The 12,942-nt window shown below is 55.6% G+C and carries 13 protein-coding genes; 5 read left to right on the top strand and 8 right to left on the bottom strand.

Translation table 11 applies throughout. The features are described 5' to 3' along the window. Nucleotides 1-28 precede the first annotated feature (28 nt). Nucleotides 29-1,012 carry an MDR family oxidoreductase gene (locus tag LH22_RS05950; protein ID WP_038644886.1) on the bottom strand — a complete coding sequence of 328 codons (984 nt, stop codon included), beginning with the start codon at nt 1,010-1,012 and terminating at the stop codon, nt 29-31. 548 nt (nt 1,013-1,560) lie between these two features. On the opposite strand from LH22_RS05950, the gene LH22_RS05955 reads away from it, so the two are divergent. Then, nucleotides 1,561-3,714, top strand: coding sequence for an ornithine decarboxylase (locus LH22_RS05955; RefSeq protein ID WP_038644888.1), 2,154 nt, complete (start codon nt 1,561-1,563; stop codon nt 3,712-3,714). Between the two features lie 127 nt (nt 3,715-3,841). Here LH22_RS05955 and mltC read toward each other — a convergent pair whose 3' ends face one another. Genes mltC through mutY form a run of 3 tightly spaced genes read right to left on the bottom strand, consistent with a single transcriptional unit; the run spans nt 3,842 to nt 6,333 of the window. Further along, on the bottom strand, nt 3,842-4,921 hold the full coding sequence (gene mltC, locus LH22_RS05960) for a membrane-bound lytic murein transglycosylase MltC (protein WP_038644890.1): 1,080 nt from the start codon (nt 4,919-4,921) through the stop codon (nt 3,842-3,844). A 54-nt stretch (nt 4,922-4,975) separates the two neighbouring features. Further along, on the bottom strand, nt 4,976-5,248 hold the full coding sequence (locus LH22_RS05965; RefSeq protein WP_038644892.1) for an oxidative damage protection protein: 273 nt from the start codon (nt 5,246-5,248) through the stop codon (nt 4,976-4,978). Further along, a complete protein-coding gene (gene mutY / locus LH22_RS05970; RefSeq protein WP_038644894.1) occupies nt 5,248-6,333 on the bottom strand; it encodes an A/G-specific adenine glycosylase in 1,086 nt (361 codons plus the stop codon). Before mutY ends, LH22_RS05965 begins: the two co-directional genes overlap by 1 nt. 153 nt (nt 6,334-6,486) lie before the next feature. Between mutY and trmB the strand changes: the two genes are divergently transcribed. From trmB to LH22_RS05985, 3 genes are all read left to right on the top strand, one after another. Continuing rightward, the gene (trmB, locus tag LH22_RS05975; protein WP_038644896.1) at nt 6,487-7,206 is read left to right on the top strand and encodes a tRNA (guanosine(46)-N7)-methyltransferase TrmB; all 720 of its coding nucleotides are present in this window, start codon (nt 6,487-6,489) and stop codon (nt 7,204-7,206) included. Then, nucleotides 7,206-7,532, top strand: coding sequence for a YggL family protein (locus tag LH22_RS05980; protein WP_034823275.1), 327 nt, complete (start codon nt 7,206-7,208; stop codon nt 7,530-7,532). Before trmB ends, LH22_RS05980 begins: the two co-directional genes overlap by 1 nt. A 257-nt stretch (nt 7,533-7,789) precedes the next feature. Next, the gene (locus LH22_RS05985) at nt 7,790-8,506 is read left to right on the top strand and encodes a DUF2884 domain-containing protein (protein WP_038644898.1); all 717 of its coding nucleotides are present in this window, start codon (nt 7,790-7,792) and stop codon (nt 8,504-8,506) included. A gap of 349 nt (nt 8,507-8,855) precedes the next feature. Here LH22_RS05985 and hemW read toward each other — a convergent pair whose 3' ends face one another. Genes hemW through LH22_RS06005 form a run of 4 tightly spaced genes read right to left on the bottom strand, consistent with a single transcriptional unit; the run spans nt 8,856 to nt 11,867 of the window. Continuing rightward, on the bottom strand, nt 8,856-9,986 hold the full coding sequence (gene hemW / locus LH22_RS05990; RefSeq protein ID WP_038644900.1) for a radical SAM family heme chaperone HemW: 1,131 nt from the start codon (nt 9,984-9,986) through the stop codon (nt 8,856-8,858). Continuing rightward, on the bottom strand, nt 9,979-10,572 hold the full coding sequence (locus LH22_RS05995) for an XTP/dITP diphosphatase (protein ID WP_038644902.1): 594 nt from the start codon (nt 10,570-10,572) through the stop codon (nt 9,979-9,981). The genes hemW and LH22_RS05995 overlap by 8 nt, the downstream gene beginning before the upstream one ends. Before the next feature lie 20 nt (nt 10,573-10,592). Beyond that, nucleotides 10,593-11,147: a YggT family protein gene (locus tag LH22_RS06000; RefSeq protein ID WP_034823271.1), complete on the bottom strand. Its 555-nt coding sequence runs from the start codon at nt 11,145-11,147 to the stop codon at nt 10,593-10,595. Nucleotides 11,148-11,159: 12 nt separating this feature from the next. Further along, on the bottom strand, nt 11,160-11,867 hold the full coding sequence (locus LH22_RS06005; RefSeq protein WP_038644904.1) for a YggS family pyridoxal phosphate-dependent enzyme: 708 nt from the start codon (nt 11,865-11,867) through the stop codon (nt 11,160-11,162). Between the two features lie 16 nt (nt 11,868-11,883). On the opposite strand from LH22_RS06005, the gene LH22_RS06010 reads away from it, so the two are divergent. Beyond that, nucleotides 11,884-12,876, top strand: a complete 993-nt coding sequence (locus LH22_RS06010) for a type IV pilus twitching motility protein PilT (protein WP_038644906.1) — start codon at nt 11,884-11,886, stop codon at nt 12,874-12,876. Nucleotides 12,877-12,942 lie beyond the last annotated feature (66 nt).

Consider the following 12,942-nt stretch of genomic DNA (forward strand, 5'->3'; position numbering starts at 1 on the left):
GCGCAATAAATTGCACCGCTATACGTTCTTAACGGCAATCCACAATCAGACGGCCACGGACTTCGCCCGCCAGCAAGGCTTCAGCACCTTCACGTGCTTCACTCAGTGGGATCACTTTGGTCAACTGCTCCAGCAGTGCGCCATCCACCAGTTCAGCCAGACGCTGCCACGCTTGCTCACGCAATGGCTTAGCGCACATCACGCTATCCACACCGGCTAACACCACGCCGCGCAGAATAAACGGTGCCACGCTGGTGGGCAGATCCAGACCTTGCGCCATGCCGCACGCAGCCACCACGCCATCGCGCTTGATGCCCGCCAGCACATTGGCCAGGGTATGGCTGCCGACGCTATCAATCGCCGCAGCCCAGCGCTCTTTCGCCAGAGGTTTGCCGGGCGCGCTCAACTCAGCACGATCGATAATCGAGGAGGCGCCAAGGGTATTGATCAGGTAGTCGCTGTCACTGGCGCGACCGCTGGAGGCCACCACGTCATAACCTAAACGAGCCAGCAAACTGACGCTGAAGCTGCCCACGCCGCCGCTGGCACCCGTTACCAGCACCGGCCCCTGCTGTGGCGTGATGCCCTGTTTTTCCAGCGCCAATACGCACAGCATGGCGGTGAACCCGGCCGTGCCGATGGCCATGGTTTGTAACGGGCTGAGCGCAGCAGGCACTTTCGCCAGCCAGTCACCGGAAACGCTGGCCTTTTGTGCCAATCCGCCCCAATGTTTCTCACCTACGCCCCAACCGGTGAGCAGTGCAACATCGTCCTGCTGCCATTCCGGATGGCGGCTGCTGATCACCCGACCGACAAAATCGATGCCCGGCACCATCGGGAACTGACGCACAATCGGCCCTTTGTTGCAGATGGCCAGCGCGTCTTTATAGTTGAGCGTGGAGTAACTGACTTCGAGGGTGACATCCTGATCGGGCAGTTGTTGCTCTGTCAAATCCTGCAGAGATGTGCGGTAACCCTGTTCATCATTTTCAATGACCAATGCCTTGAACATGCAGCCTCCGGCTGATTGAGGAAAGTGCGGGTCATATTACTCCTCTGGAAACAGGGAGCAACACGAAGGCGGACACACCTTGCATAAATTCGCATAACACAAGGATATTTAAGCGTTTTTATCAAGTGTTGATTTAATATTCACTTATTAATCAAATGGTTGTTGAATGTTGCTTATGCGTATCAATCTCGTTGCAACGGGTTGTTCCAGCAAAAAAAAGATGCCATCATTGCGCCGCAGTTTTCCACCGATTCCATTCACACTGAGGACGCCGCCATGCTCGGTACAATGCGCTTTTGCACTTGTCTCCGTTCGCTTTACGATAAGCGTCCCTCCGTCATCTGTTGTTCGCATTTCTCGCTCACCATGCGGTGAGGCCAGCTTAACGCGCTATGCTGTTGGACATGACTAAAGACAGACGCGATCTGACTTTACTGATGTCTATCGGTTGCGGCGGTTGATCCGCCCGAAGACGTTATTCGCCGGGGAATTTTCCTCATTGCTGTGCCACTGGCACCCACTCATCCTTCATTACGGGGATTTGTGTTATGAATCCATTGAAAATCGCTGCCAGCGTTGCGGTAGCGCCAAGCCTGAGCCTGAACACCGCGCGTGATGTGGTGACACTCGACAATACTGATTTTACCGATGTGGCGGCTGTGGTCGTCTCACTGGCGGATACACGCAGTGGCATGTTAACGCTGTTGCGTCAGACCGGCTTTAATCTGCCGGTGTTTGTCGCCAACGCGTTCGATGAAGAAGTGCTGAAGCTGCCGGGCGTGACCGGTGAAATCAACGGTGCACCGAAAGAGTGGGAAGCGCTGGAGGAGGCCGCGCAGGCGTATGAGTCTGACCTGCTGCCGCCGTTCTTCGATACCCTGACGCGCTATGTTGATATGCAGAATAGCACCTTCGCCTGTCCGGGCCATCAGGGCGGGGCGTTCTTCCGTAAACATCCGGCCGGGCGTCAGTTCTATGAATTCTATGGCGAGAACGTGTTTCGTTCTGACATGTGCAACGCCGACGTCAAGTTGGGCGACCTGCTGATCCACGAAGGTTCAGCGAAAGATGCGCAGAAGTACGCAGCGAAAGTGTTCAACGCAGACAAAACCTATTTCGTGCTGAACGGCACCTCCAGCGCCAACAAAGTGGTGACTAACGCCATGTTAACGCGCGGCGATCTGGTGCTGTTTGATCGCAACAACCATAAATCCAACCATCACGGCGCGCTGATTCAGGCGGGCGCGACGCCAATATATCTGGAAGCGGCACGTAACCCGTTCGGCTTTATCGGCGGGATTGATGCGCACTGTTTTGATGAAGCTTACCTGCGCGAACAGGTGCAGAAAGTCGCGCCGCATCGTGCCAAAGATCAGCGCCCGTTCCGCCTGGCAATCATCCAGCTCGGCACCTACGATGGCACCGTCTACAACGCGCGCCAGGTGGTGGATCGCATCGGCCATCTGTGTGATTACATCCTGTTTGATTCTGCGTGGCTGGGCTACGAGCAATTTATCCCGCTGATGGAAGGCTGCTCGCCGCTGACGCTGGAGCTGAACGAGAACGATCCCGGCATTTTTGTCACCCAGTCGGCGCACAAACAGCTGGCGGGCTTCTCGCAGACCTCGCAGATTCACAAAAAAGACAACCACATCCGCGGTCAAAAACGCTTCTGTCCGCACAAGCGTCTCAACAACGCTTTCATGCTGCATGCTTCAACCAGCCCGTTCTATCCGCTGTTTGCCGCGCTGGATATCAACGCACGTATGCACAAAGGTGAAGCCGGGCGCAGCATGTGGCACGAATGCGTCACCATCGGCATTGATGCGCGCAAAGCGATTCTGGAACGCTGCGAGATGATTCAGCCGTTCCTGCCGGAGAAGGTGCACGGTAAGCTATGGCAGTCGGCGGAAACCGAAGTCATTGCCGCCGACCCAGCCTACTTCAGCCTTGCACCGGGCGAGAAATGGCACGGCTTTGAGGGGTATGCCAGCGAGCAATATCTGGTCGATCCCTGCAAGCTGCTGCTGACCACGCCCGGCATTGATGCCGCCAGTGGGGAATACACCAGCTTCGGTATCCCGGCGACCATTCTGGCGAACTACCTGCGCGAGAACGGCATTGTGCCGGAGAAGTGCGATCTCAACTCCATCCTGTTCCTGCTGACGCCAGCGGAGAATCCCGAGAAGATGGCGCATCTGGTGGCGATGCTCGAGCAGTTTGAACACCATGTGAAAGAGGATGCGCTGCTGGCTGAAGTGCTGCCGAGCGTCTACCGCAAAAACATGGAACGCTACAAAGGCTACACGCTGCGCCGCCTGTGCCAGGAGATGCACGATCTCTACGTCAGCTATGATGTGAAAGATCTGCAGAAAGCGATGTTCCGCGAAGCCTGTTTCCCGAAAGTGGAAGTGAATCCACAGGACGCGCATCAGGCTTACATCCGTGGTGAGGTGGAGCTGGTAGCGATTGCGCAAGCCGAAGGGCGCATTGCTGCCGAAGGTGCGCTGCCCTATCCACCGGGCGTACTGTGCGTGGTGCCGGGAGAAGTGTGGGGTGGCGCGGTGCAGCGTTATTTCCTCGCGCTGGAAGAGGGCATCAATTTGTTGCCGGGCTTCTCACCGGAGCTGCAAGGGGTCTACACCGAGGAAGATGACAGCGGTCGTAAACACTTAGTGGCGAACATGATGGTGCGCGAATAGACACCATTCATGTGCAGTGATGCCTCTTTTATATCGCCCATGGCAATAAAAAAGAGGCAGTCAGATTCAATCAATATCTCTCTGTCTGCCTCTGCAATAACGGATACGTCATCTCATTCGGAGACGATTAATACCGATGATAACTACGCTGTGCCTGATTCACCTTATACAGATAGCGGCGTGACTCGCCCGATGGGTGGTTGGTGGTCAGCGTCTGATACACTTCATTCGGCGACATGCCGTTAATCAGCGAGAAGGCGCGATCTTTATCGCTGGAGAACACGCGCAGTACGCTGCCCGCGCCGCCGTTGTAGGCGGTGATCACCGCGTAACGGCGTGACACCGGATCCTGAATTCCGCCTAAATAGCTCTTCTGCAGCAGTGACAGATAGGCCGTGCCCGCATCGATGTTATTGGCCGGGTCGAGCAGATAGCTGCGGCTTGGTTTACCCCATTTGCCCTTCATGCGGAACACGTCCACGCCAGCGGTGTGCTGAACCACCTGCATCAAGCCCAGCGCATCAGAGTTGCTGACCGCATAGGGGTTGAAGCTCGATTCTGTCTGCATAATCGCCAGAATCAGGGATGCATCTACGCCGTACTCTTCAGCGGCTTTACGCACCAGCGGCAGATATTTATGCGCACGTTTGTCGAGGTGGTTCGGTACCATCGGAATGGTCACCGACCAGATCACGTGTAGGCCGGAAGTGCGTTTTTGCAGCTTGTTCTGGATCAGGTAATCGGCAAAGCTGGCTGCGCGACCCTGCCAGCGAATCGGCTGTCCGGTGTTATCCAGTACCTGGCCGTAAAGCAGCGGCTCTTTACTGATCTGAATATCATTGGCATCGGAGTAGAGATCGACATTACCGGGATCGTCACCAATCAGCAGCGTGGTGATGATCGCCTGACGCAGGCTGGCCATCGGATCGGTGCCGGCAATGGTCTCAATGGTGATGCTACCGCTGTCGAAGTTGATGTGACTGCGGGTGTAATAGCTGTCGCTATATTTGACGTAATCTTTCGGTCCGGCGATCAGGACCTCGTTGATTCCCCAAATATTTTCAATGTTGGCGGCGAACTGCCCCATCAGGATGTCGAAACCGTTGGTGTCCTTGACCCACTCTTCGTGATACTGCGATTTTTTTTGTCCGGAGCAGGAAACCAAAAGTGGGGCAATCACTAACAGCGCTATCAGTTTTTTATTCATTGTAAATGCGTGCCTGATTCGAAAAAGAGGGCCTCAAAGGAAGGCCCTGAACGTTTATTTTTCTGGCGGGGTGAAACCTTCGATGTGCACATCTTTGCCTTCGAACAGGAAATTGATCATCTCCTTTTCCAGCACTTTGCGATCTTCCGGATTCATCATGTTGAGCTTCTTCTCATTGATCAACATGGTCTGCTTGGACATCCACTGCTGCCAGGCTTCTTTGGAAATATCATTGTAGATGCGTTTACCGATCTCACCTGGATAGAGCTGGAAATCCTGCCCTTCAGCGTCGCGTTGCAGAAACGTACAAAAAATGGTGCGGCTCATTACTCTTCCTCTTGGATCACGCGCGTGTGCAGTGCCAGTTGCTGGGGATGGCGCAATTCGTGCAGCAAACGCTCAACGGGCGCTGCCAAACCCACTGACGGTGGTTGCGCTAAGTTATACCAGAGACCGCTCGCTTCATCCATCAGCGACCCGGCAGAAGGCCACGCCAGCCACATAGGCACAATGTCTAAGTGGAAATGGCTGAAGGTATGACGAAACGCCGTTAGCTGCTGCGGTTTAGCGTGAATGCCGCGTTCGGCCAGCCAGTCAGTTAGCGCTTGCTCACTAGTAAACTGCGGGAAACAGAACAGGCCGCCCCATAATCCCACTGGCGGACGTTGCTCCAGAAACACGTCGTCGCCGTGCTGCATCATCAGGAACCAGCCGGTGCGCTCGGGAATCGTTACTTTGGGCTTCTTACCTGGATACTCCGCCCAACTATTGTTGGCATACGCTACGCAGCCGTTGCTGACCGGGCAAATTTCACATTTGGGACGTGAGCGAGTACACACTAACGCACCGAGATCCATCATCGCCTGATTAAACTGGCTAACGCCTTCGGCAGGCGTCACTTCTTCGCTGATTTGCCATAGACGTTTCTCAACATCTTTTTTGCCCGGCCAACCGCCGACGACATAACAACGTGCCAGCACGCGCTTGACGTTGCCATCGAGAATCGGGAAGTGGAGGCCCAGCGACAGGGACAGCACGGCACCCGCCGTGGAGCGCCCAACGCCGGGCAGCGCGGCTACGTCATCGAAATTGCGCGGGAACTCGCCACCGTGCTTATCGACCACCTGTTTTGCCGCTTTATGCAAATTGCGCGCACGGGCGTAATAGCCGAGGCCGGTCCACAGATGCAGTACTTCGTCCAGCGGTGCAGCGGCCAGATCGGCAATCGTCGGGAAGCGCGCCATAAAGCGTTCAAAGTAAGGGATAACGGTGGCAACTTGTGTCTGCTGCAGCATCACTTCGGAGAGCCACACCTTATAGGGTGTTTTCTCCTGCTGCCACGGCAGGGTTTTGCGGCCGAAGCGCTGATACCACTCCAGCACCTGTTGCGCGAACTGCGGCGCTTGCATCATTTGAGGAAATATTCCGTGTTTGCTCTACAATCAGGCAGGAATTCCAGCACAGAGACATCGGGGTGTAAACCGGAAGATTGCAAAGGCTTGCTTCTGCTATCTAACTTTGCATAATGCCCGTTTCCCAGAAAAGGCTAACCAGCAGGCTTCAACATGATTAATGACGTCATCACCCCGGAATTTGATGAGAACGGGCGGCCATTACGCCGTATCCGCAGTTTTGTGCGCCGCCAGGGGCGCTTAACGAAAGGACAGCAGCTCGCGCTCGATAATTACTGGCCGGAGATGGGCGTCGAGTTCCAGCAGGAGCCGCTGGATTTAGCTGCACTGTTTGGTCGCGAAGCGCCAGTGGTGCTGGAAATCGGTTTTGGTATGGGCGCCTCACTGGTGACCATGGCGCAAAATAATCCCCATCAGAACTTCCTCGGCCTTGAAGTCCATGCGCCGGGCGTGGGCGCTTGCCTGGCTTCGGCAAAAGAAGCGGGCGTGGAAAACCTGCGCGTGATGTGTCACGACGCAGTGGAAGTGCTGCAGCAGATGATTCCGGATAACTCACTGCGCATGGTTCAACTGTTCTTCCCGGATCCATGGCATAAAGCGCGCCACAATAAACGTCGCATTGTGCAGGTACCTTTTGCCGAGTTGGTGATGCGTAAGCTGAAACTGGGCGGCGTGTTCCATATGGCCACCGACTGGGAAGATTACGCGACGCACATGCTGGAAATCATGAGCAGCGTGGATGGGTATAAAAACCTGTCAGAAGCTAACGATTACGTGCCGCGTCCGGAAACGCGCCCGTTAACGAAATTTGAGCAGCGCGGGCAGCGACTGGGCCACGGCGTTTGGGATCTGATGTTTGAGAGGATTAAATAATGGCCGTACAGCGTAGCCGTCGTTTACGTAAAAAACTGCATATCGATGAGTTTCAGGAGTTAGGTTTCTCTGTTGCCTGGCGTTTTGCCGAAGGCACCACCGAGGAGCAAATTGATGCCACGCTGGATCAGTTTATTACTGAAGTGATTGATCCGAATGGCCTGGCGTATGACGGCAGCGGTTATCTGGTGTGGGAAGGCCTGGTTTGCCTGCAGGAAACCGGTAAGTGCACTGATGAGCACCGTGAGCTGGTGCGTAAATGGCTGGAGAAACGCGAGCTGTCAGATGTTCAGGTGACTGAACTCTTTGACGTCTGGTGGGACTAACTATTTTACCAGCCTGAGAGATCGCTTCAGGCTAGCTCACTTGCGCTTTGGGCGCCGGGCAGTGCATGCACAAATTGCGATAGCAATCTGAACGCCCACAGGGCGGCTCCGAAAGGGGCGAGCATCACGAGTCATTCTTGTGTACTCCGATGCGCGCCAGTTGCTGTGCGCTGACCGTTTTCCAATTCGCTGCGCCGCTTGTGCCTGACCTGTTCTTACAGCAAGGCGTGGGCGGCTTTTCATTTTAGGGAGATTTCATGGTTCGTAAGGCGCTTCTTACCGCACTGCTGCTGGCTGCTGCATCACAGGCCCAGGCTGATTATCAGTGCAGTGTTAATCCTCAGGATGACGTGATCATCAAACCGCAGAGTGTGCAGGTGGTGGGCACTAACGGTAATCTTGAAATCTCACCGCAGGGCGATGTGACCTTTAACGGGCAGAAAGCCAACGTGGATAACGCCACGCGTCAGAAGGCCATCGACTATCAGAATGCGTTACGCCGTGATTTGCCGTGGGTTGATAACGGTGCATCAACGCGTCTGGAGCGCAGCCGCGTAGCGCTGGATAAAGTGATTGTGGAAAAGCTCGGTGCCAACAGCAACGTGCGCAATCGTCTGACCAAACTGGATGGACAGCTAAAGCAGCAGATGAACCGTATCATTGAGCATCGCCCGGATGGTTTGACCTTCCACCATCAGGCGATTGATCAGGTGCGCGCCGATGGCGAAAAGCTGGTGCAGAGCACGCTGGGCGGCATTATGCAGGACAGCCTGAACGAGATGGGCAGCAGCCAGGCCGCGAGCGGCAGCAATCCACTGCAGGCGATTATGGGCAACCTTGGCGGTCTGCAGCAGGCGGTTCAGGCGGAATGGAATAAGCAGGAACAGGACTTCCAGAATTTCGGTCATGAGGTGTGTAATCGCGTGACGGATCTGGAAGCACAGCGTAAAGGTTTGATGCAGAACGTTAAGTAAGTTGTGTCGCGGCCTTCGAAAAGGCCTCGTCGTGAGGACAGCGAATGTCTTCGGGAACGGGGTCACTTCAGCAGGTGCGCCGCTGTGCACAGGCGGCTTAGCCGCTTTGATGGCCTGGTTGCGAAGCCGTCTTGAATTAGCCGCCGCCTTGAATGCCAGGGGGGACGGGTAAGCCGTTTCGAATTAGCCGCCGCCTTGAATGTCAGGGGAGACGGGTAAGCCGTTTAGAATTAGCCGCCGCCTTGAATGTCAGGGGAGACGGCTAAGCCTTTTTGAACACTAAGGGTGTCTCAACATAGGGGCGGCTCAGTGCAGCTTCGTACTAAGGTCTAAGCGTATGGGCTCTGGCCTACATAAACAGTTCAAGCAGCGAATTCAGGAACAACTTCCCTTTCTCGGTTATCTGCCACTGCTCTGCGGTTTCCACCACGTAACCCGCTTTGATCGCTTCATCCATCTGCGCACGGATCACTTGCTCATCCAACCCGGTATAGCGGCTGAAATCTGCACGCGGTGCGGCTTCCAGCAGACGGAAGCGGTTCATAAAGAACTCAAACGGCTTATCATCGTTCTCCACGTTGTGCTGCTTGTCGAGATACTTACCTTGCATAAAGCCGCGCGGATGACGGGTTTTCACCGTACGCACAATTCTGCCATCCGGTTGCGTCAGTTTGCCGTGGGCACCACAGCCGATGCCAAGGTAATCACCAAAGCGCCAGTAGTTGAGGTTGTGTTCGCAGCGATAACCCGGCTTGGCATAGGCTGAAGTCTCGTACTGCTGATAACCAGCGGCACTTAGCAATTCATGGCCTTGCTCATAGATATCCCACAGCGCATCGTCATCCGGCAATACCGGCGGACGCGAGCTGAACATCGTATTCGGTTCGATGGTTAGCTGATACCACGACAGGTGCGGCGGATTCAGCGCAATCGCCTGACGCAAATCGTCCAGTGCCTCTTCCAGTGACTGATCGGGCAAACCGTGCATCAGATCGAGGTTAAAGCTGCGCAGGCCAAGACCGGCGGCGAGATGGGCGGCACGTACCGCTTCATCAGGGCCGTGAATGCGCCCTAAGCGCTCCAGCTTCTGCGGGCTAAAACTCTGCACGCCAATCGAAATACGGTTAATACCGGCTTTCTGGTAGCCGCTGAAGCGATCCGCTTCCACGGTGCCCGGATTGGCTTCCATGGTGACCTCTGCATCGGCCGCCAGCGGCAGGCGCGCGCGCACGCCATCCATCAACATTTGCATGGCGTTGCTGCTGAGCAGGCTCGGTGTGCCGCCGCCAATGAAGATGGTGCGCACTTCACGGCCAGCGGTAAGCGGCAGGTCCTGTTCAAGATCGCTGAGCAGGTGCTGCACATACTCGATGTGCGGCACCTCGCCTTTTAACGCGTGAGAGTTGAAATCACAGTACGGGCACTTCTGTACACACCACGGAATGTGGATGTACAGGCTTAACGGAGGTAACTCAGGCATCGCGCATCGCATCCAGTAACAGCGTCAATGCTTTGCCACGGTGAGAAACAGCACGCTTTTCATCTTTACTCAGCTCTGCTGCGGTTTTGCCTAGTTCAGGAACATAGAAAATCGGGTCGTAACCAAAGCCGCCTTCACCTGCGGCTGCACGGGTAATTTCACCCGCCCAACTGCCGTGGAACACCAACGGTGTGGGATCTTCAGCATGACGCACATAAACCAGCACACAGTGGAACTGCGCCTGACGTTGCCCCTCCGGCACATTTTCTAATGCAACCAGCAGCTTATCGAGATTTTGCTGATCGCTGGCGTCTTCACCGGCATAGCGCGCAGAGTAGATGCCTGGCGCGCCGCCGAGCGCATCTACCGCCAGACCAGAGTCATCGGCAATCGCTGGTAAGCCAGTGATCTGCGCCGCATGACGCGCCTTAAGAAGGGCATTTTCAATAAAGGTCAGGCCGGTTTCTTCCGCTGACTCAACGCCCAGCTCGGTTTGTGCCACGATATCGAGGCCGAAGGCCGCTAACAAATCGGCCAGTTCACGAACTTTGCCCGGATTACCGGTGGCGAGTACGACTTTTTGCATAACAGTTCCAGATTAACGAATTACAGCAAATACCAGAGGCCTGGGAACAGGTCCATGCCGAGGAAATTCAGCGCGTACAGCACCAGAATCACAATCATGGCAGAGAAATCGATGCCGCCCATCGCAGGCAGAATACGGCGAATCGGTGCCATCAGCGGTTCAGTCAGCTGAATCAACACGTAATCAATCGGGCCACGTCCCTGGCTGATCCAGCTCATCAGTGAACGAATGATAATCACCCAGAACACCAGATAACCGGCGGATTTCACCAGTGACAGCAGGCCGACCAACAGATTGGTGGGATCCACGGAGAATACGCCAACCTGAATTAACAGTAGCACCGGATATTTCAGGGTGGTCAGTACAAAGGCCAACACCAGCGAGGCCGTGTCAATCGGGCCTATTGCTGGCAGCACGCGACGCAGCGGTTTGATAATCGGCTGTGTAATCTTCACCACAAACTGTGACAGCGGGTTATAGAAATCACAGCGTGACCACTGCATCCAGATGCGCAGCAGCAATACCATCACGTACAGGTCGATCAGCGTTTTGACTAAAAACGTCATTGTTAACATGAGGTTCCTCAATTATTGTTGTGAAGGTCGCGCATAATCTCGCGCGCCAAATACGGCGGTGCCAATACGCACCATGGTGCTGCCTGCGGCGATTGCCGCATCCATGTCGTCGCTCATTCCCAGAGAAAGCGTATCGACGTCAGGGTAATTCTGTTGCAGGGCGCGAAACGCGTCAGCCATCTGCTGGCATACCGCGAACTGTCGATCGTAATCAGGCTCCGGTGCCGGGATCGCCATCAATCCGCGCAAGCGCAGATGTGGTAATGCGGCTATCTGTGCCGCCAGCGCCGGAATCGCCTCCAGCATGATGCCAGATTTGCTGTTCTCGTCACTGATATTTACCTGAATTAACACGTTAAGCGGCGGCAGCGCTGCCGGACGCTGATCGTTAAGACGTTGTGCGATGCGTTCACGATCCACGGTGTGACACCAGGCAAAATTCTCCGCCACCAGGCGGCTTTTATTGGATTGCAGCGGCCCGATAAAGTGCCACTGCAGATCAGGATGTGCGGCCAGCTCAGCCACCTTTTCAACCCCTTCCTGTACGTAATTTTCACCGAATGCCTGCTGACCCGCAGCAATCGCTTCTGCGACTGCGCTCGCAGGTTTGGTTTTGCTCACTGCAAGCAGGGTAATTTCTTCTGGCGCGCGGCCGCAGCGTGCAGCGGCAGTGGCGATACGCTCACGCACTTGCTGTAGGTTGTGCTCAATGGAAGTCATAGTCAGGAGAAGTTAAATGGATTTGGATGAAGTTGTGGCCCTTAGTGTAAAGCATAACGCCGCCGATCTGCACCTTTGCAGCGGACATTTACCGCACTGGCGACGGCAGGGCGTGCTGGAGCCGATCCCTCATCAAACCGCATTGGATGGTGACTGGCTGGAAACCTTCTTGCAACAGTGGCTCAGCGGCGTGCAGCAGGATGAGCTGGAAGCGAGCGGGCACGTTGATTTTGCCATCACCCTGGAAAGCGGCGTGCGTTTGCGTGCCAACCTGTTTATGCAGCGCCACGGTTTATCGCTGGCGCTGCGCTTGATTGCCAGCCAGGCACCCAACATCAACCAGTTGCAACTGCCCGATGTGGCACAGCAATTGTTGCAGCAGGAAGAGGGGCTGATCTTAATCACGGGTGCCACCGGCAGCGGTAAATCCACCACGCTGGCGGCGATGGTGGACAGCCTCAATCGCGAACAGGCACGCCACATTATTACGCTGGAAGATCCGATTGAGTTTGTGCATCACAGCCAGCGCTCGTTGATACAGCAGCGGGAAGTGGGTACACACACGGCGTCATTCCAGCAAGGATTGAAAGCGGCGCTGCGCGAAGACCCGGATGTGATTCTGCTGGGTGAGCTACGGGACAGCGAGACCATTCGGCTGGCGCTGACGGCGGCAGAGACCGGGCATCTGGTACTGGCAACGCTGCACACGCGCGGTGCCACGCAAGCGGTGGATCGGCTGGTGGATGTGTTTCCAGCCGAGGAAAAAAACCTGGTGCGCACCCAGCTGGCGGGCAGTTTGAAAGCGGTGCTGGCGCAGCGTTTGGTGCCGGCAAAAAATGGCGGTCGGATTGGTTTGTTCGAGGTGCTGGTGGCCACGCCTGCGGTGGTCAATTTAATCCGCGAGGGCAAGATGCATCAATTGCCTGGCGTGCTGCAAACCGGCGCGCAGGCAGGGATGCAGACGTTCGCGCAGAGCGAACAGGCACGTCAACAGGCGGGATTGATTTGAGTGTGTGCGAGTCGATTCAAAAGGGCGGGCATAATTTGCCAGGTGCGCATTCACGCGCACCTGGAT

The organism is Pantoea rwandensis (genome assembly GCF_000759475.1).
GTDB lineage: Bacteria > Pseudomonadota > Gammaproteobacteria > Enterobacterales > Enterobacteriaceae > Pantoea > Pantoea rwandensis_B.

Bases quoted from the DNA above. Each gene is read 5' to 3' on its own strand.
- mutY (WP_038644894.1), bottom strand. From the start codon at position 6,333: ATGATGCAAGCGCCGCAGTTCGCGCAACAGGTGCTGGAGTGGTATCAG.
- LH22_RS05950 (WP_038644886.1), bottom strand. From the start codon at position 1,012: ATGTTCAAGGCATTGGTCATTGAAAATGATGAACAGGGTTACCGCACA.
- LH22_RS05980 (WP_034823275.1), top strand. From the start codon at position 7,206: ATGGCCGTACAGCGTAGCCGTCGTTTACGTAAAAAACTGCATATCGAT.
- LH22_RS05985 (WP_038644898.1), top strand. From the start codon at position 7,790: ATGGTTCGTAAGGCGCTTCTTACCGCACTGCTGCTGGCTGCTGCATCA.
- mltC (WP_038644890.1), bottom strand. From the start codon at position 4,921: ATGAATAAAAAACTGATAGCGCTGTTAGTGATTGCCCCACTTTTGGTT.
- LH22_RS05955 (WP_038644888.1), top strand. From the start codon at position 1,561: ATGAATCCATTGAAAATCGCTGCCAGCGTTGCGGTAGCGCCAAGCCTG.
- trmB (WP_038644896.1), top strand. From the start codon at position 6,487: ATGATTAATGACGTCATCACCCCGGAATTTGATGAGAACGGGCGGCCA.
- LH22_RS05995 (WP_038644902.1), bottom strand. From the start codon at position 10,572: ATGCAAAAAGTCGTACTCGCCACCGGTAATCCGGGCAAAGTTCGTGAA.
- hemW (WP_038644900.1), bottom strand. From the start codon at position 9,986: ATGCCTGAGTTACCTCCGTTAAGCCTGTACATCCACATTCCGTGGTGT.
- LH22_RS05965 (WP_038644892.1), bottom strand. From the start codon at position 5,248: ATGAGCCGCACCATTTTTTGTACGTTTCTGCAACGCGACGCTGAAGGG.
- LH22_RS06005 (WP_038644904.1), bottom strand. From the start codon at position 11,867: ATGACTTCCATTGAGCACAACCTACAGCAAGTGCGTGAGCGTATCGCC.
- LH22_RS06000 (WP_034823271.1), bottom strand. From the start codon at position 11,147: ATGTTAACAATGACGTTTTTAGTCAAAACGCTGATCGACCTGTACGTG.
- LH22_RS06010 (WP_038644906.1), top strand. From the start codon at position 11,884: ATGGATTTGGATGAAGTTGTGGCCCTTAGTGTAAAGCATAACGCCGCC.